This is a genomic window from Caballeronia grimmiae, assembly GCF_022879615.1.
In the GTDB taxonomy this organism is placed as follows: domain Bacteria; phylum Pseudomonadota; class Gammaproteobacteria; order Burkholderiales; family Burkholderiaceae; genus Caballeronia; species Caballeronia grimmiae.
This window is the reverse complement of record NZ_CP084271.1, coordinates 1,236,316-1,255,530: the sequence shown is the minus strand read 5'-3', so window position 1 is coordinate 1,255,530 and position 19,215 is coordinate 1,236,316. Positions and strand designations below refer to the sequence as shown.

At 65.7% G+C, this 19,215-nt stretch carries 12 protein-coding genes and 1 other RNA gene; 8 read left to right on the top strand and 5 right to left on the bottom strand.

The window, feature by feature from the left end; all coding sequences use genetic code 11:
• Positions 1–50: 50 nt before the first annotated feature.
• From LDZ21_RS05975 to ffs, 5 genes are all read right to left on the bottom strand, one after another.
• Positions 51–263 (bottom strand): DUF1653 domain-containing protein, encoded by a 213-nt coding sequence (locus LDZ21_RS05975; protein WP_244794599.1) that lies wholly within the window; start codon positions 261–263, stop codon positions 51–53.
• 30 nt (positions 264–293) lie between these two features.
• Positions 294–890: a recombination mediator RecR gene (gene recR, locus LDZ21_RS05970; RefSeq protein WP_035968260.1), complete on the bottom strand. Its 597-nt coding sequence runs from the start codon at positions 888–890 to the stop codon at positions 294–296.
• 35 nt (positions 891–925) lie between these two features.
• Complete coding sequence (locus tag LDZ21_RS05965; RefSeq protein ID WP_014191628.1) at positions 926–1,252, bottom strand: YbaB/EbfC family nucleoid-associated protein; 327 nt, start codon at positions 1,250–1,252, stop codon at positions 926–928.
• 110 nt (positions 1,253–1,362) lie between these two features.
• The gene (locus tag LDZ21_RS05960; RefSeq protein WP_244794598.1) at positions 1,363–3,771 is read right to left on the bottom strand and encodes a DNA polymerase III subunit gamma/tau; all 2,409 of its coding nucleotides are present in this window, start codon (positions 3,769–3,771) and stop codon (positions 1,363–1,365) included.
• A gap of 173 nt (positions 3,772–3,944) precedes the next feature.
• Positions 3,945–4,043: signal recognition particle sRNA small type (gene ffs / locus LDZ21_RS05955), an RNA gene on the bottom strand.
• Positions 4,044–4,328: 285 nt separating this feature from the next.
• On the opposite strand from ffs, the gene trxA reads away from it, so the two are divergent.
• The 8 genes from trxA to pbpC all read left to right on the top strand — a co-directional run bounded on the left by trxA (position 4,329) and on the right by pbpC (position 19,212).
• On the top strand, positions 4,329–4,655 hold the full coding sequence (gene trxA, locus LDZ21_RS05950; RefSeq protein ID WP_008349330.1) for a thioredoxin TrxA: 327 nt from the start codon (positions 4,329–4,331) through the stop codon (positions 4,653–4,655).
• Between the two features lie 241 nt (positions 4,656–4,896).
• Positions 4,897–6,162 carry a transcription termination factor Rho gene (rho, locus tag LDZ21_RS05945; protein ID WP_035968253.1) on the top strand — a complete coding sequence of 422 codons (1,266 nt, stop codon included), beginning with the start codon at positions 4,897–4,899 and terminating at the stop codon, positions 6,160–6,162.
• A gap of 106 nt (positions 6,163–6,268) precedes the next feature.
• Positions 6,269–7,105, top strand: coding sequence for a M90 family metallopeptidase (locus tag LDZ21_RS05940; protein ID WP_244794597.1), 837 nt, complete (start codon positions 6,269–6,271; stop codon positions 7,103–7,105).
• Positions 7,106–7,232: 127 nt separating this feature from the next.
• Positions 7,233–7,487 carry a type B 50S ribosomal protein L31 gene (locus LDZ21_RS05935; protein WP_244794596.1) on the top strand — a complete coding sequence of 85 codons (255 nt, stop codon included), beginning with the start codon at positions 7,233–7,235 and terminating at the stop codon, positions 7,485–7,487.
• Between the two features lie 208 nt (positions 7,488–7,695).
• Positions 7,696–9,459, top strand: a complete 1,764-nt coding sequence (locus LDZ21_RS05930) for an ArnT family glycosyltransferase (RefSeq protein ID WP_035968247.1) — start codon at positions 7,696–7,698, stop codon at positions 9,457–9,459.
• Positions 9,460–9,504: 45 nt separating this feature from the next.
• Entirely contained in the window at positions 9,505–10,866 is a 1,362-nt protein-coding gene (locus LDZ21_RS05925; RefSeq protein ID WP_244794776.1) for an MATE family efflux transporter, read from the top strand.
• 98 nt (positions 10,867–10,964) lie between these two features.
• On the top strand, positions 10,965–16,988 hold the full coding sequence (locus LDZ21_RS05920) for an Ig-like domain-containing alpha-2-macroglobulin family protein (protein WP_244794595.1): 6,024 nt from the start codon (positions 10,965–10,967) through the stop codon (positions 16,986–16,988).
• Positions 16,951–19,212, top strand: coding sequence for a penicillin-binding protein 1C (gene pbpC, locus LDZ21_RS05915; protein WP_404980525.1), 2,262 nt, complete (start codon positions 16,951–16,953; stop codon positions 19,210–19,212). The genes LDZ21_RS05920 and pbpC overlap by 38 nt, the downstream gene beginning before the upstream one ends.
• The last annotated feature ends 3 nt before the right edge of the window (positions 19,213–19,215 follow it).

Genomic DNA, 19,215 nt, shown 5'->3' with positions numbered 1-19,215 from the left:
ATCAATAGCTTTTTACGGCCCGTTCATGTCAGCGGGCTTTGTCGACTGCTTCAGAGCGGCTTGAATCGGGGCGTGCCGTCCGCGAGGGTATCGTTGAACATCTGCGCGGGACGCACCCACAGGCCGCGGTCGTGCGGCCACAAGTGTTCGTAGACCGTCATTTCTTCTTCGGTTTCGGAGTGCCGCGCGACGCCGATCACGCGATAAAGCCCACCCTTGTAATGCCGATGCGTGGCGAGCGCGAGTGCTTCGGTTTCTGTCATGACTTGTGGATTCCGCTGGATGTCACAGGGCTAAACGGAGCGGCGATCGATCATCGCCCGGGCGATGGTGCCGGCATCGACATATTCCAGTTCGCCGCCCACCGGCACGCCGCGAGCGAGCCGCGTCACCTTCAGCCCCTTCGATTTCAAGGTCTGCGCGAGGTAATGCGCGGTGGCTTCCCCTTCGTTCGTGAAGTTGGTGGCGAGCACCACTTCCTGCACGACGCCATCCAGCGCGCGGTTGATGAGCCGGTCGAAGTGAATCTCCTTCGGACCGATGCCGTCGAGCGGACTGAGCCTGCCCATCAGCACGAAGTAAAGCCCGCGATAGGTCAGCGTCTGCTCGAGCATGATCTGATCGGCGGGCGTCTCGACGACGCACAGCAACGCCGGATCGCGCTCTTCATCGAGGCAGACTTCGCAGACGGCCGCCTCGGTGAACGTGTTGCACTTCTCGCAGTGCCGCAGATGCTCGGTCGCGAACAGCAGCGACTGGCCGAGCTTTTCGGCGCCGGCGCGGTCGTGCTGCATCAGGTGATACGCCATGCGCTGCGCCGACTTGGGACCGACGCCGGGCAGCGCGCGCAGCGCCTCGACGAGCGCCGACAATGCGGAAGGTTGTTTCATGTGTCCTCATGGCGCGCCCCGTACGGGGCGCGGATTTAGAACGGCAGCTTGAAGCCCGGCGGCATCGGCATGCCGGCGGTCATGCCGCTCATCTTTTCCTGCGTGGTGGCTTCCGCCTTGCGCACGGCGTCGTTGAAGGCCGCGGCGACGAGGTCTTCCAGCATGTCCTTGTCGTCGGCGAGCAGGCTCGGATCGATCGACACGCGCTTCACGTCGTTCTTGCAGGTCATCGTCACTTTCACGAGACCGGCGCCGGACTGGCCCTCGACCTCGATCAGCGCGAGCTGGTCCTGCATCTTCTTCATGTTTTCCTGCATCTGCTGAGCTTGTTTCATCAGCCCGGCGAGTTGGTTCTTCATCATGGTTCGGCTCCTTGCTGGAAAGCGGATATGGCGGATGGCGACAAGCGCGCCGCGCATGCAACGGCTGCAACGGCGCGCAAAAAATGGCGATGCCGCGGATGCGGCCAATCTTACTGTGCGCGCGGCGCCTGCTGTGCGGACGCGTCGGCGAGTGGCCGGATCGAGCCTTGCACGATGCTCGCGCCGAAATCGCGGATCAGCGACTGCACGAACGGGTCGCGCTGGATTTCCTGTTCGGCCTCCTGCTGGCGTCGTGCGCGTTCGCAGGCATCGAGCGCGGCGGCGGTGCGGCGCACGGGGCCGACCGCGACGTTGACTTCGATTGCCCGGCCGAGTTTTTCGGCGAGCGCAGCCTTGAGCTTCGCGACGTGCGAGGCGTCGGCGTACATCTGGACCGCGACGGCGAGCGTGACGGAATTCGCGTCGCAGGCGGTCAGTTCGCTGTTGAACGCAAGCTGATAGGCGACGCCCTTGAGCGGCAAATCGGCTGCGAGCACGGCCCATTCGACCGCGACGCCGAGCGCATCGAGCGGCACGGCGGGCGGCAGCGGCGTGGCATCGACTTTCGGTGCGGGCGTGGATGCGGACTCACCGGCGAAGCGCATGTCGTCGGGGCCGCTATCGAACGCGGGCACGAAGCCGTCATCGGGCGGCATGAAGTACTCATCTTCCGACGATACCGACGGGTAATCGTCCGGCGGCATGTCTTCCCACGGCGGGACGACCTTCGCAGCGGGCTTGGCCTGCAATTCGGGCGCGGCTGCGGGTGCAGCGGCCGGCGCTGCGCGACGCGGCACGGGAGCCTGAACCTGAACGGCCGGCTTGGCGACCGGTTTGGGGGCGACAGGCTTCGCCGCAGCCGCCGATGCCCCGCGCGCTCCGCGATCCGACGACAGGCGCATGCCCGCGCTGCGCAGCACTTCGAGCGCGGCGCTGGGTCCGGTGCCGGCGCGCTTCGCCGCTTCGGCCTGCGGGGTGTCCTGTGCCTGACTCGCGGCATCGTTCAACGCTTGACGCGCTGCTTCGGGAAGCGGCGCGGACGCGGCGGGCGGCGCATCGGCGGGCTCACTTGGCTCACTTGGCTCACTCGGCTCGGCCGCTCGCGTCACGACGACAGGCGGTGCAGCAACATCAGCAGAGGCGTCGACGATGGTTTCCGCGACCGGCTGCGCCGGCTTCTCGCTAACCGCCGGCTCACCCGTAACCGGCTGCGGCTGAGGAATATCCGCAGGTTCCACGCGCATGACGGGCGCTTCCGCCGTCGGCTGCGGCGAACCGTTCGCCGAAGTCTCGACGGGCGATACTTCCACCGCCTTCGCGGACACCGGCGCGGGCGCCACCGCGCGCTCGGCCATCGCGCCGGCGAGCGCGGCGCTGCGCTGCGCCTTGGCCGGCTGCGGCGCGTTGACGGCGACACCGCCGCCGCCCGGCCCGCCCGCCGGCTCGAACGCCAGCATGCGCAAAAGCGTCATCGTGAAGCCGGCGTATTCGTCGGGCGCAAGGCCCAGTTCGCCGCGCCCCACAGTTGCGATCTGATAGAACAATTGCACCTGCTCGGCGGAGAGCATCTCCGCGAAGCGGCGGATATCCGCGGCCTCGGGCCACTCGTCGAGCACCGACGACGGCGCGAACTGCGCCCAAGCGATTCGATGCAGCAGACTCGCCAGATCCTGCAGCGCCGTCGAAAACGACAGGCTGCGCAGCGCCATTTCATCGGCGATGGAGAGGACGCCTTCGCCATCGCTCGCGGCGAGGGCGTCGATCAGCCGGATCAGATAGCTTTGATCGAGCGCGCCGAGCATGCCGCGCACGGCTTCCTCGGTGACTTCGTTGGCCGAATACGCGATGGCCTGATCGGTCAGCGAGAGCGCGTCGCGCATGCTGCCGTCCGCGGCGCGCGACAGGAGCCGCAGCGCCTGCGACTCGAACGTGATCTGTTCCTGCTGAAGGATCTTCTCGAGATGCGAGACGATATGCCCGGCCGGCATCTGCTTCAGATTGAACTGCAGGCAGCGCGACAGCACCGTGACCGGAATCTTCTGCGGATCGGTCGTCGCCAGGATGAACTTCACATGCGGCGGCGGTTCTTCCAGCGTCTTCAACATCGCGTTGAAGGCGTGGTTCGTCAGCATGTGGACTTCGTCGATCATGTAGACCTTGAAGCGCGCATCGACCGGCGCGTACACGGCGCGCTCCAGCAACGCGGCCATTTCATCCACACCACGATTACTCGCCGCATCCATCTCGACGTAATCGACGAAGCGGCCCTCGTCGATTTCCCGGCACGCGCGGCACACGCCGCACGGCTTCGAGGTCACGCCGGTTTCACAGTTGAGCGCCTTCGCGAAGATCCGCGAGAGCGTCGTTTTGCCCACGCCGCGCGTGCCCGTGAACAGATACGCGTGATGCAGACGGCCGCCATCGAGGGCGTGCGTGAGCGCCCGAACGACGTGCTCCTGGCCGACGAGCGACTCGAACGATTTCGGCCGCCATTTGCGTGCGAGAACTTGATAGGTCATGCGCGAAATTGTATCAGCAACGACTTTGGGTAAACGCCGCCCGGACGCGCAGTGCCGGGCGTCGGAACGGCCGCTTCCGGGACGACAGATGCCCGAAGCAACGCGCGCAAAAGCAGCGGCTCATGCCGGAATGACTTCGAAGATGGGGGAGATACAGCAGAAGAAAAGCGGAAGGTGACGAGCCCGACCCTCGGCACTGGTGGAAAGCGGCTGTGGCTGCTTCGTTCCCGACCTGACCAGGTTGACCGCGCCACCATGCGAGGAGGCCCGTCACGACGAATCATAGCACAGCCCGCGCGACGCCCGGAAGCCTCGTACAGGCGCCCTCTTGCGCTGCGAGTTTTCGGCCTCAGATGGTCCCCTATCGGGCACCGGCAACGGATAGCAAAGTAAGCTAAGATGACACATGACTCATCCGTGACCGGCGGATCGCACGCTTCATGACGACGTCCGGCAAGCGGAGTTCGCGGCTTTCGAGCGGCGAATTTCCTTTTCAGTTTTGGTGTATCGTGGCGAGCATTCCAACGCGGCCTCGAATCAATTGAGGTATTCAGATAATGAGCGAATCAATCAAGCACATCAGCGACGCTTCTTTCGAACAGGACGTCGTCAAGTCGGATAAACCTGTCCTGCTCGACTTCTGGGCCGAGTGGTGCGGTCCGTGCAAGATGATTGCCCCGATCCTCGACGAAGTCGCGAAGGATTACGGCGATCGTCTGCAGATCGCGAAGATCAATGTCGACGAACATCAGTCGACGCCGGTGAAGTTCGGCGTGCGCGGCATTCCCACGCTGATCCTCTTCAAGAACGGCGCGGTCGCCGCTCAAAAGGTCGGCGCGCTGTCCAAGTCGCAGCTCACCGCATTCCTCGACAGCAACCTGTAAAAGCGTCGCCGGGCGTCTGCCTCGTTTATCCCGGCGGCAGCGCCATGAAGAACGCGCCCGGGCCGATGTTGTCGCGCGACAACATCGGCTGAAAAGCCCCGCCCCCGGCCTATCCGAGGCCCGCAAGGCGTGTGCTATGCTAGAATTACAAGACTTCAAGAAGTATTAAGTCCTAGAGCGGTTCCGCTCACCTCTTCTCCCATCTTTCTGTCGCACCTCTTCTCCCTGGCGGGAAATCCGTATGCATTTATCCGAGCTCAAGTCTCAGCACGTGTCTGCACTGATCGAGATGGCCAATGGCCTCGAGATCGAAAACGCGAACCGCCTGCGCAAGCAGGAATTGATGTTCGCGATTCTTAAAAAGCGCGCCAAGGCTGGCGACACGATTTTCGGCGACGGCACGCTCGAAGTGCTGCCGGACGGCTTCGGTTTCCTGCGCTCGCCCGAGACATCCTATCTCGCGAGTACGGACGATATCTATATCAGCCCGTCGCAGATCCGCCGCTTCAATCTGCATACCGGCGATACGATCGAAGGCGAAGTCCGCACGCCGAAAGACGGCGAACGTTACTTCGCGCTGGTCAAGGTCGACAAAGTCAACGGGCAGCCGCCCGAGGCCTCGAAACACAAGATCATGTTCGAGAACCTCACGCCGCTGCACCCGAACAAGCCGCTGCCGCTCGAACGCGAAATGCGCGGCGAAGAAAACGTCACGGGCCGGATCATCGACATGATCTCGCCCATCGGCAAGGGCCAGCGCGGCCTGCTGGTGGCGTCGCCGAAGTCGGGCAAGACCGTGATGCTGCAGCACATCGCGCATGCGGTGAAGGCGAATCATCCTGACGTGATCCTGTTCGTGCTGCTCATCGACGAGCGTCCGGAAGAAGTGACGGAAATGCAGCGGTCGGTGCGCGGCGAAGTGATCGCATCGACGTTCGACGAACCCGCCGCGCGTCACGTGCAAGTGGCCGAAATGGTCATCGAGAAGGCGAAGCGCCTGGTCGAAATGAAGCACGACGTGGTGATTCTGCTCGACTCCATCACGCGTCTCGCGCGTGCGTACAACACGGTCGTGCCGGCGTCGGGCAAGGTGCTGACGGGCGGTGTCGATGCCAACGCGCTGCAGCGTCCGAAGCGGTTCTTCGGCGCGGCGCGCAATATCGAGGAAGGCGGGTCGCTGACCATCATCGGCACGGCGCTGATCGAAACCGGCAGCCGCATGGACGACGTGATCTACGAAGAGTTCAAGGGCACCGGCAACATGGAAGTGCACCTGGAACGCCGCCTCGCGGAGAAGCGTGTTTATCCGTCGATCAACCTGAACAAGTCAGGCACGCGCCGCGAAGAACTGCTCATCAAGCCGGACCTGCTGCAAAAGGTGTGGGTGCTGCGCAAGTTCATTCACGACATGGACGAAGTCGAAGCGATGGAATTCCTGCTCGACAAGATCCGTCAGACGAAGAGCAACTCCGAGTTCTTCGACATGATGCGCCGCGGCGGGAGTTGATCCCTGCTCGACACAAAAAACCGCCTGCACCGTCAGGCGGTTTTTTTATGCTCGCGGGCATGCCGCGCTTCGTACAATCGATCTGTCTTCACGATCCGCACGACCGATGGCCAATCTTTTCACCCGCTGGCTCGGCGCGCAACGCCGCGAGCGCGCGCTGCGCAAACACGCTATCGACGACGCCCTCTGGCAACGCACGCTCGATGCGTTCCCGTTCTACCGCCACCTGAACGCGGCCGACCGCGAGCGTCTGCGCGAGACGACGAGCCTCTTCATCGCGCAGAAGGAATTTTCGACTGCGCATGGACTCGAGCTGACGGACGAGATGATCGTGTCGATCGCCGCGCAAGCCTGCCTGCCGGTGCTCAACCTGGACCTCGATCTGTATGGCGGCTGGGTCGGCGTGATTATCTATCCGGGTGAGTTCGTCATCAGGAAGACGGTGGAGGATGAAGCCGGCGTCGTTCACGAGATCGAGCACGACGCGAGCGGCGAAGCATGGGAAGGCGGGCCGGTCGTGCTGTCGTGGGAAGACACGCAGATGGCCGATGCCTCGGACGCGTACAACGTCGTAATCCACGAGTTCGCGCACAAGATCGACATGGTCAACGGCGAAGCCGACGGGCACCCTCCGCTCTTTCGCCGCTGGCACGCGCCGCTCGACAACGCCGCCTGGTCCGATATCTTCGATAACGCCTACGACCAGTTCTGCGCCCGCGTCGATGCCGTGCCGCAGCGGCGCTGGAGCCGTTTCGAGCGCGAATCGCTGATCGATCCTTATGCGGCGGACCATCCGTCGGAGTTCTTCGCCGTGTGCAGCGAGGCGCTCTTCGTCACGCCGGACGCATTCGAATCCGAGTACCCGGAGCTCTATCGGCTGCTTGCGCGGTATTACCGGCAGGATCCGGCGAACGTCGGTGCGCTGACCGGCTACTCCGCCTGACCGCAAAAAGTGTCGAGCGGCTGATTTTCTGGCATAATCGCCATTTTTCGACCCCAGGCAAGTGACTCGCGAAAAGCGCCGTGAAACGGTGCGGCGGGTTGGCTACCGCCAGATACCAGGAAAGACCATGAAAGAAGGCATTCACCCGAATTATCGCGAAGTCCTGTTCGTCGACATGTCGAACGACTTCCGTTTCGTGACCCGCTCGACCATCCAGACGCGCGAGACCGCCGAATTCAACGGCAAGACGTACCCGCTCGCGAAGATCGAAGTGTCGTCGGAATCGCACCCGTTCTACACCGGCCAGCAGAAGATCATGGACACGGCCGGCCGCGTCGAGAAGTTCAACAACAAGTTCGCACGCTTCTCCGCCAAGAAGTAAGTTGGGCTTCAGGTTTCAGCAAAAAGGGCAGCTTCGGCTGCCCTTTTTTGTCGGCGCGCGGTTTGTGCGTCGCGCCGCTGCATCGCAAGCGTGGAGCGTCGTCCCGCATTGAACGCTGCAACCCGCGACACGACTACAATGCCGGATGCTCCAGCCACGCTGCGTTTCGGCGCATCTCTCAGGCCCGTCTTTTCACCAAGCTTCTCGCATGCGATCTGTCGTTCGTCTGACCGCCTCCGCCACCAGCGCCCTGCCGCGCTGGCTGCTGCTCGCCATCTGCATCACCTATGCGTCGTTTGGCCTCTTTGGCCGCGATCCCTGGAAGAACGAAGACGCGGCCGGCTTCGGCGTCATGTGGACGATGGCCAACGGCGACGCCCGCGACTGGCTCCTGCCGAACCTGATCGGCAAAGCCGCCACCGGCGACGGCCCGCTGATGTACTGGCTCGGCGCGACGTTCATTCGCGTGCTGAGTCCATGGGTCGATGCGAGCAACGCATCGCGCGTCATTACCGGGCTGCTGTTCTGTCTCGCGTGCGCGTTCGTGTGGTACTCGGCCTATTTGCTTGGCCGGCGTGACGAAGCCCAGCCCTTTAAATACGCTTTCGGCGGCGAGCCGGAACCGCGTGACTATGGCCGCACGCTCGCCGATGGCGCGCTGCTCATCCTGCTCGCGTGCTTCGGTCTGGCCGAGCGCGGCCACGAAACCACGCCGCAACTCGCGCAGTTCGCCGGCACCGCGATGCTCATCTACGGCCTCGTTCGCAGCCTGGACAAGCCGATCCACGGCGCGCTCGTGTGGGGCGCGGCGATCGGCGTCGTCGGGTTGTCGAGCTCGCCGGTGCTCGTGTTCGCGCTTTTGCTCTGCACGCTCGCGATGACCGTCATCGTGCGTCAGGTGCGCGCCGCGCCGCTGCTGATTTACGGCTTGCCGGTTGCGGTCGTGCTGATCGCCGCCTGGGTGCTGCCGACGCTGCACTTCTTCCCCGACGACGGCGAATGGTGGCTGCGTCAATGGTGGCGCAACAGCTTCCATACTTTCACCGCGCCGCCGTCGCTGGAACTGGGCTACGCGATCAAGAACCTCCCGCTCTTCACGTGGCCCGCGTGGCCGCTCGCGATCTGGGCGTTCGTGAGCTGGGGCGGCATGCGCCGCTCGCCGCACGTCGCGGTGCCCTTGTCGATCATCGGGCCGCTGCTGGTGCTGGTGGTGCTGCAGGCGCACGAAACCAACCGGCTCTTCATGCTGCTGCTGCCGCCGCTCTCGGTGCTCGCGACGTTCGCGCTGCCCACGCTCAAGCGCGGCGCGATCAACGCGATCGACTGGTTCGCGATGCTGAGCTTCACGATCATCGGCACGCTGGTCTGGCTCGTATGGACGGCCGGCATGTTCGGCTTTCCCGCGCCGATGGCCCGCAATCTCGCGCGTCTGGCGCCGGGCTTTCATCCCGAGTTCAAGCTGATCTCGTTCGTCTGCGCGGTCGCCGTGACGGTCTGCTGGTTCATGCTCGCGCGCTGGCGTCTCACGCGTCATCCGAAGGTGCTGTGGCGCAGCGTCGTATTGTCGAGCGCCGGCACCACGCTGATGTGGGTGCTGCTCATGACATTGTGGCTTCCGGTGGTCAACTATAGCCGCACCTATCGCGACGTCGCGGAGCAGATCGCATCGCATCTTCCGCCTGATTACACCTGCATCTCCCCGGCGCGCCTGGGCGACGCGCAGATCGCCACGTTCGCCTATTTCGGCGGCATGCAGTTTGCATTCGACGAAGACTGCGACGTGATCCTGCGTCAGGATCGCGCGGACTTCGGCGATCCGTCGTCGATGTCGACGTTCGAATGGAAGCTCGTCTGGGAAGGCCGGCGCGTCGCCGATCGCGACGAGCGGTTCCGCCTGTATGTGCGCATCCAGCGTCCGGTGCCGCCGCCGGCAAAACCCGTGCGCAAGCGCAGCCTGCGCCGGCCGCAATAAAAGGACATGACCTCGATATCACCCGTTCGTACCGGCACGACCGGCATGTGGAGCGATGTGCGAAAGATCGCATCGCTTGCATGGCCCGTGCTGATCGGCCAGCTCGCGGTGATCGCGTTCGGCGTGATCGACACCGCGATGGTCGGCCGCTTCTCCGCCACCGATCTCGCCGCGCTCGGCCTCGGTTCGTCGATCTATATCTCCGTCTACATCGGGCTGACGGGCATTCTGGTCGCGCTGCAGCCGATCGCCGGGCAACTCTTCGGCGCGGGCCGCGAAAGCGAGATCGGCGAGGAGACGCGTCAGGCGCTGTGGCTCGCGGCGGTGCTCGCCGTCGCCGGTTTCGTCCTGCTCTATTTTCCCGAACCGCTGCTGAGTCTCGCCAAAGCCCCGCCTGCGCTGCATGACCGCACGGTCGATTATCTGCGCATCCTGTCGTTCGGCTTGCCCGCGAGCCTCGCGTTTCGCGTCTACAGCTCGCTGACGAACGCGGTCGGCAAGCCACGGCTCGTGATGTTTCTGCAGATCGGCGGACTCGTGCTCAAGTTTCCGCTCAACACCTGGTTCATCTTCGGCGGCTTCGGCGTGCCCGCGCTCGGCGGGCCGGGCTGCGCGCTCGCGAGCACGCTCATCAACTGGGTGCTGGCGATCGTCGGCATGACGGTGCTGCTGAAGTTCGAGTTCTTCCGTCCATTCGGCATCTTTTCGCGCTTCACGTGGCCCGTGTTCAAGCGACAGGTCGCGCTTCTGCGGCTCGGCATTCCGATGGGCCTCTCGTACCTGATCGAAGTGACGTCATACACGTTCATGGCGCTCTTCATCTCGCGCTTCGGCACGACGACGCTCGCCGGTCATCAGATCGCGGGCAATCTCGGCGCCGTGCTGTACATGACGCCGCTGTCGATCGGCATCGCATCGTCCACGCTGGTCTCGCAGGCGCTCGGCGCGCAACGCTTCGACGATGCCGCGTCGATCTCGCGTCACGGCATCGGCATGGCGTGCGTCCTGGCGCTCGGGTATGGCGTCGCGCTGCTTGCCGCGCGGCCGCACGTGATCGGCGCCTACACGCCCGATCCGAACGTCATCGCCGCAGCCATGCCGCTCGTGCTCATCATCTTCTTCTATCACCTCTGCGACGCGCTCCAGATCACCACGGCGTTCATTCTGCGCGCGTACAAGGTGACGATCGTGCCGACCGTCATCTATGCGATCGCGCTATGGGGCATCGGACTCGGCGGCGGCTATCTGCTGGGCTTCGATGTCGGCGGCGCAGTGCCCGCTTCGCTGCAAGGCGCACGCGGTTTCTGGATCGCCAATTCGCTCAGTCTCGGCGTGGCGGGCGTCGGCCTCTTTCTCTACTGGCGGCGCGTGAGCACCCGACATATCAGCACCGTCGACCTGCGCTGAGCCGATTCGTCGCAAAGCGTCAACGCTTTCGCACGGACAGTAAGAACAACGTAGGCGTCCAGTAGAATCGCGCGTCGAGGAACCCTCGGAGCGAGTGGATGAGCCGCGTTATCAGCAAACAAAAATGGATCCTGGCCGCAACCACCGTACTCGCCGCGCTGGCGTTGAGCGTGGCGAATCATCGGGCCGATGCGGCGCGCGCCGTCAGCGTGTCGCCGCAAGGCAAGGTCGCCCAGGTGAGGCAGGTCGTCGTCAAGTTCGACGAAGCAATGACCGCGTTCGGCAGCCCCGCTGCCGCCGCCCCGGCGAAGCTGGCATGTGACGGCGCGCCCGCGGCCGCCACGGCGGGCAGTGCGCGCTGGATCGACCAGAAGACCTGGGCCTTCGACTTCAACAGCGACCTGCCGCCCGGCGTGCGCTGCGCCGTCGATCTCAACGCGGGCATCAAGTCCGCCGCGGGCAACGCGCTCGCGGGTCCGAGTCACTTCACGTTCCAGACCGGCGGTCCGTTCGTGACGCGCATCGAGCCGAGTGGCGGCGACATCGAAGAAGATCAAGTCTTCGTGCTGCGCCTGAACGGTCCGGCGACGCAAGCCTCCGTGCTCGATCACGTCTGGTGCGAATCGAGCGCGCTCGGCAACCGCATCCCCGTGCGCATGACCGATGACGCGACCCGCACGGCTCTCCTCGAACATTTCCGCTACCAGAAAGAAAGCGATCGCGTGCTCACGCTCGCTTGCCAGCAGCGGCTGCCGTCCGCCTCGAAGATGCAGCTCGTCTTCGGACAAGGCGTGACGGGGCCGAGCGGCATCCCGAACGACGTCGAGAAGCGCTTCGATTACACCGTGCGCGAACCGTTCAAGGCCGGCTTCACGTGCGAGCGCGAGAACGCGAACGCGCCGTGCACGCCGCTGAGTCCCGTCCGGCTCTCGTTCACCGCGCCGATCAGCCGCGCGGACGCAGCGAAGTTCGTGTTGCGCGGGCCGAACGGCAGCGTCGCCCCGCGCTTCAATCCGGACGACAAGGATGCCGAAGTAAGCGCCGTCGAGTTCGCCGCGCCACTGCCGGAGCGCGCTGCGCTCACCATCGAAGCACCGTCGAATCTGAAGGACGTAAGCGGCCGCGCGCTCGCCAACGCGGACTTCTTCCCGCTCAAGACGGCCACCGCCGGGATGCCGCCGCTCGCGAAATTCTCGTCGGGATCGTTCGGGATCATCGAGCGGTTTGCCGAGCCGGACATGCCCGCCATGCTGCCGGTCACGCTGCGTCACGTCGAAGCGGACCTGCACGTGCAAGGGCTCAACGCCGGCGCTTCCAGGATCACCAAGCTGAAGCTCGATGCGGACACGGACATCCGCCAATGGATGCGAACCGTCGACGTGTTCAACGGCATGACGATGTCGCGCTCGAGCGTCCAGGCGCGCATGCCCGAAGCGTTGCATAACGGCATCGCGCCGGTCATCGTGCGCAATCAGGATGGCACCGTGAGCAGCGATCCGGCCATCGACATTCGCTCGCTCTCGCTCCTGACCAAACGCGCGGGCGTTGAAACGCTGACGCTGCCCGCCGCCGATCCGAAGGCACTGCGGCCGTTCGAAGTCGTCGGCATTCCGTTCACGAAGCCCGGGTTTTACGTCGTCGAACTGGCGTCGCCGGCGCTCGGCGCATCGCTGATGGGCAAGCAACAGTCGATGTTCGTCCGCACGTCGGTGCTCGTCACGAACCTCGGCGTGCATTTCAAGCAAGGGCGCGAAAACAGCGTCGTCTGGGTGACGACGCTCGACAAGGGCAAGCCCGTGCCGAACGCGCAAGTGCGCGTGACGGACTGCAACGGCGATCAGGTCGCCACCGCCACCACCGATGCGCAAGGCATCGCGAGGATCGACAAGCCGCTCGCGGCAGCGCGCGAGTGCGGCGAACGGAGCCTGGCCTACGACGGCTTCTTCGTATCGGCGCGTGTGAACGATCCCGTCACCGGTCCCGACATGGCCTTCGTGCAATCGGACTGGAATCGCGGCATCGAATCATGGCGCTTCAACGTGCCGACCGACATGAGCGTCACGCGCACCGCACGTGCCCACACCATCTTCGACCGCACGCTGTTGCGCGCGGGCGAAACGGTGTCGATGAAGCATCTGCTGCGCGTCGAGACGCTCGGCGGCTTCGCGTTCGCGAAGAAGTATCCGACGCGCGTGACCATCCGCCATATCGGCAGCGGGCAGACGTGGCATCTGCCGCTCGCGTGGGCCGCGGACCATAGCGCGGATTCCACGTTCAACGTGCCCGCAGCGGCGAAGCTCGGCGAGTACAGCGTATCGCTCGACGACGGCAAGTCCGGTGCAAGCAGCACCGACGACGAGGACAACGGCGGCCCGGTCAGCGAGTCGTACGCGACGGGCAGCTTTCGCGTCGAGGAATTCCGCCTGCCGGTTTTCAAGGGCTCCATCTCGGCCGGCGACAGCAAATCGCCGGGACTCGTCGCCGCGAAGGAAGCGCCGGTTTGCGTGCGACTCGAATATGTGCAAGGCGGCCCGGCGTCGAACCTGCCGGTGCAGGTGTCGGCGCTCGTGCGCGACGCGTACCCGTCCTTCGCTTCGCAATTCGAAGGATTCAGCTTCTCGCCGTATCGCAAGCCGGCGAACGATGGCGCAAGCGCGCCCGCCGAGGATCAGGAAGGCGATGGCGGCGAAGAGCAGCAAGGCGATTCCACGACGAAACTGATCGCCGACAAGGTGCGCGTGACGCTCGATCGCGATGGCGCGGGCAAGCTGACCGTGATGCCGCTGCCCGCCGTCGATGCGCCGAAGCGCCTCGCGCTCGAAGCCACCTTTGCCGACCCGAACGGCGAGATTCAGACGATCAGCGGCGCGGCGACGCTCTGGCCCGCCGCGGTCGCTGTCGGCGTGAAGGCCGGGCATTGGGTGTCGGTCGGCGATACCGTGCCGGTCCAGGCGCTCGCGCTCGATCTGCAAGGCAAGCCGCGTGCGGGGGTATCGATCGAAATCAAGGGCATTGCGCGCGTGATGTCCAGCTCGCGCAAGCGTATGGTCGGCGGCTTCTATGCCTACGACAACCACAGCGAGACCAGCGACCTCGGCACGCTCTGCAGCGGCAAGAGCGACGATCACGGCCTGCTCTCCTGCGACGCCAAGCTGAAACAGGCGGGCAACGTCGATCTGATCGCGGTCGCGAAAGACGGCGACGGCCACGAAGCCAACGCGAGCACGTCGGTCTGGGTCACGCGCGAGGACGAACTGTGGTTTGGCGGCGAGAACACGGACCGCATCGACGTGTTGTCGGAAAAAACCAGCTACGAACCGGGCGAAACCGCGCGCTTCCAGGTGCGCATGCCGTTTCGCGCGGCGACGGCGCTCGTCGCCGTGGAGCGCGAGGGCATCGTCGAGACGCGCGTCGTCGAACTGAACGGCAAGGATCCGACCATCGAGCTGAAGGTGCAGGACGCGTGGGGGCCGAACGTGTACGTGTCGGTGCTCGCGCTGCGCGGACGCGTGCGCGAGGTGCCGTGGTACTCGTTCTTCACGTGGGGCTGGAAAGCGCCGGTCGAATGGGCGCGTGCGTTCTGGTACGAAGGGCGCCAGTATCAGGCGCCGACGCCGCTCGTCGATCTGTCGAAGCCCGCGTTCCGTTACGGGCTTGCGTCGATCAAGGTCGGCACGGCGTCGCACAAGCTCGCGGTCAGCGTGAGTCCGGACGCGAAGTCGTATTCGGTGCGCACGACGGCGCATGTGAAGGTGAAGGCCGCCCTGCCCGATGGCAAACCCGCGCCGGCCGGCACGCAGATCGCTGTCGCCGCCGTCGACGAAGCCTTGCTCGAACTCATGCCCAACCAAAGCTGGGACGTGCTGGACGCGATGCTGCAACAGCGCGCATACGGCGTGGAAACGGCGACCGCGCAAATGGAAATCGTCGGGCGGCGTCACTTCGGGCGCAAGGCCGTGCCTGCGGGCGGCGGCGGCGGACACGGCGCGACTCGCGAACTCTTCGATACCCTGCTCCTGTGGAATCCGCGCGTCACGCTCGATGCCAACGGCGAAGCATCCGTCGATGTCCCGCTAAACGACGCGCTCACGCGCTTCAGGATCGTCGCGATCGCGGCGGTCGGCGCGGGCCGTTTCGGCACGGGCAGCGCATCGATCCAGACGTCGCAGGACTTGCAGCTCATCTCCGGATTGCCGCCGCTCGTGCGCGTCGGCGACTCGTTCCGCGCGCAGTTCACGCTGCGCAACGCGACGTCCCGCACGATGCGGGTCGTGCTTGCGCCGCACGCGGGTCCGCTCGCGCTCGATGCGCGGACCATCGAACTGGCGGCGGGATCGTCGCAGGAAGTGGCCTGGGATGTGACCACGCCGGATGTGCTCGGCGCGAACGCTTCCGCCAGCCTCGTCTGGGATGTGAGCGCCAGCGAGCAAGGCACGGGCAAGGCCACCGACGCCGTGAAACTCACGCAGCGCGTCGTCGCAGCGATTCCGGTGACGGTGCAGCAGGCGACCATCGCACAGGTCGATGGCACGCTCGCGCTGCCCGTCGCGCCGCCCGCCGATGCAACGCAAGCGGCCGATGGCGCGGTGCGCGGCGGCATCGCGGTATCGCTGCAACCGAAGCTCGCGGACGGCTTGCCGGGCGTGCGCCGCTGGTTCGAGCGTTACCCGTACAACTGCCTCGAACAGCAGACCTCGCGCGCACTCGGCTTGATGGACGCCGCGCAATGGCAAGGCGTGCTCACGCGCATGCCGGCTTATCTCGATGGTGACGGCCTCGCGAATTACTTCCCGCCGTTCGACGATCAGCGCGCGAGCGGCAGCCCGGCGCTGAGTGCGTATCTGCTTGCCGTGACGGACGAAGCCGCGAAGGCGGACCGCCGCTTCGCGCTGCCCGCCGATCTGCGTGACCGGCTGACGGCGGGCCTCGCGAACTTCGTCGAAGGCAAGGTCGAACGCAAGTTCTGGGCGCCGCGCAACGACCTCGACTTCGAGAAGCTCGCGGCCATCGAAGCGCTCTCGCGTTACGGTCTCGCGCAGCCGCGCATGCTCGGCTCGATCACGGTCGCGCCGAATCAGTGGCCGACATCGGCGGTGCTCGACTATTACGCGATTCTGTCGCGCGTCGACGGCATTCCGAATCGCGAAGAAAAGCGCGCGCAGGCCGAGCAGATCATTCGTGCGCGGCTCACGTATCAAGGCACGCGTCTCAGTTTCTCCACCGAGCGCGACGACGACCTCTGGTGGCTCATGACGAGCGTCGAGACGAACGCCGCGCGCACTGCCCTGCTCTTCGCCGATGCGCCCGGCTGGAAGGAGGAGATGCCGCGTCTCGTCGCGGGCCTGCTCGCGATGCAGCAGCACGGCGCATGGCAGACGACCACGGCCAACCTGTGGGGATCGCTCGCGGTCGGCCGCTTCTCGCGCCTGTTCGAAAGCACGCCGGTGACGGGCAGCACGGCGGTCGCGCTCGGCTCGTCGGTGCGTGACGTGAACTGGGATGCAGCCGCGCCGGCGGCGATAGCGTCGACGGCGTCGGTCACGCCAATCACCAAGACCGCCAACACGCGCAGCACGATGCTGCCGTGGTCGACCGGCTCGCTCACCCTTACCCAAAACGGCACGGGCAAGCCGTGGGCGACCATCGAAAGCCTTGCGGCAGTTGCGCTGAAGGCGCCGCTCGCGGCCGGTTATCGCATCACGAAGACGGTGACGCCCGTGGAGCCTGCGGTCAAAGGCGTGCTCTCGCGTGGCGACATCGTGCGCGTGCGGCTCGAGATCGACGCGCAAAGCGACATGACCTGGGTCGTCGTCAACGATCCGATTCCCGCCGGCGCGACCATCCTCGGCTCCGGCCTCGGCCGCGATTCCGAAGCGGCGACGCGCGGCGAGAAGCAGGCCGGCGCGGCGTGGGCGACGTTCATCGAGCGCAGTTTCGACGGCTATCGCGCGTATTACGACTATCTGCCGAAGGGCGCGCTGAAGGTCGAATACACGATGCGGCTCAACAACGCCGGCACGTTCGGCCTGCCGCCGACGCGCGTCGAAGCGCTCTACGCTCCGTCGACATTCGGTGCTTTGCCGAATGCGCCGATGGTCGTCAAGCCGCTCGCGGCGAAGTGACATCGTGAAGCGCGCCGCCTGCTTCGTCATCGCGATGGCGCTCTGCGCGGCCGCTCACGCCGCGCCGGGCTTCGACGACGTGCGCGCGAACTGGCGCAGCTCCGACTGGCTGCTGCTCGCCCGCGACGGCGAAACGCTGCAACGCACGCGCATCGACAAGAGCGCGCGGCGCGGCGACTGGATCGCGCTTGCGGAGGTGTCGCCGGCGCTGCGCGAAGCGATCGTCGTTTCGGAGGACAAACGATTCTACGAGCACGCGGGCGTCGACTGGCGCGGGGCCGCCGCCGCCGCGTGGGGCAACCTGTGGAACACGCGCACGCGCGGGGCATCGACGATGACGATGCAGCTCACCGGTCTTATCGGCGAGGAAGGCAGAAAGCCGTCCGGGAGGCGGTCGCTCGCGGAAAAAGCGCAGCAGACGGTCAGCGCGTTGTGGCTCGAGCGCACGTGGCGCAAGGACCAGATCCTCGAAGCGTATCTGAACCTCGTGCCGTTTCGCGGCGAGATCATCGGGCTGTCGGCGCTGTCGCAGACGCTCTTCGACAAGGCGCCTTCGGGCCTCGACGAGCGCGAAGCCGCGCTGGCCGCCGCGCTCGTGCGCGCGCCGAATGCGCCGTATGCGAAAGTTGCGGCTCGCGCGTGCCTCATCCTGCGCGACATGCAGTCCTTGCACGCAGACGGCAAACCGAAGGCGGCCGATCCCTGCGTCAACCTCGACAGCTACGCGCAACTGACGCTCACGCGCACGGCCTCCGCGCCGTCGTACGCGCGCGGTGACGATGCGCTCGCGCCGCATTTCGCGCGGCGTATCGCGGGTGAAGTGCATCCCGCAGCCGGCGCGCGCGTGCGTTCGACGCTCGATGCGCGGCTTCAGCGCTTCGCCCGCGACACGCTCGCCCGCACGCTGGCCGAGCTGAACGCGCACGCGCATCCGCGCAACGTGCACGACGCGGCGGCGATCGTCATCGACAATGCTTCGGGCGAAGTGCTCGCCTGGGTCGGATCGGCGGGCGGCTTGTCGAACGCACCCGAAGTGGATGCCGTGCTCGCGCAACGTCAGGCCGGCTCGACGCTCAAGCCTTTCCTGTACGCCCAGGCGATCGACGAAAAGCGCCTGACCGCCGCCACGCTGCTCAACGACGCCCCGCTCGATCTCGCGACGGGCGGCGGCCTCTATATCCCGCAGAACTACGATCACGACTTCAAGGGCTGGGTGAGCGTGCGCACAGCGCTCGGCTCGTCGCTGAACGTGCCGGCCGTGCGGGCGCTCGTGCTGGTGACGCCGCATCGCTTTGCGAAGACGCTCGTCGCGCTGGGCCTGCCGCTGTCGCAAGCCGGCGATTACTACGGCTTCAGCCTCGCGCTCGGCAGCGCCGATGTGACGCTCGCGTCGCTTACGAATGCGTATCGGGCGCTGGCGAACGGGGGCATCGCGCGGCCAGCTTTCGATCTAGCGGACCATCCGGCGGCGCCTGCCGGAACGCGCGCGTTCAGCCCGGAGGCGAGCTTCATCGTCACCGACATGCTTGCCGACAACAACGCGCGCACCCGCACGTTCGGCTTCGACAGCGTGCTCGCCACCCGCACGTTCAGCGCGGTCAAGACCGGCACCAGCAAGGACATGCGCGACAACTGGACGGTCGGGTTCACGTCGCGCTATACGGTGGGCGTGTGGGTCGGCAACGCGGACGGCGCGCCGATGTGGGACGTCTCCGGCGTGACGGGCGCAGCGCCCGCGTGGAATGCGCTCGTCAACTATCTGCATCGGCGTACAGGCAGCCGCGCGCCCGATGCGCCGCCGGGCGTCGTGAAGACGCGCGTCGCATATCAGGACGATATCGAGCCGGCGCGCGACGAATGGTTCGTGCGCGGCACGCAGATGGACCGGATTGGCCTGACGGCGACGGCTGCGGCGGCAACCCGCGCCGTGCGCCTCGATGCGAAGGCCGCGAAAATCGGCGCACCGACCGACGGCACCATTTTCGCGCTCGATCCGGACATTCCGCCCGCGCGCCAGCGCGTGTGGTTCGAACGCACGGGCGGCGGCCGTCTCGTCTGGCGGCTCGATGGCAAGCCGTTCGGTCACGATGCCCGCGCCGCCTGGCTGCCGTGGCCGGGCCGGCATGTGCTCGAACTCGTCGATGCGCGCGGCGAAACGGTCGACAAGGTCGGCTTCGAAGTGCGCGGTGCGTTCGCAAAGACAGCCGGGCCGGCATCGAAATAAGTT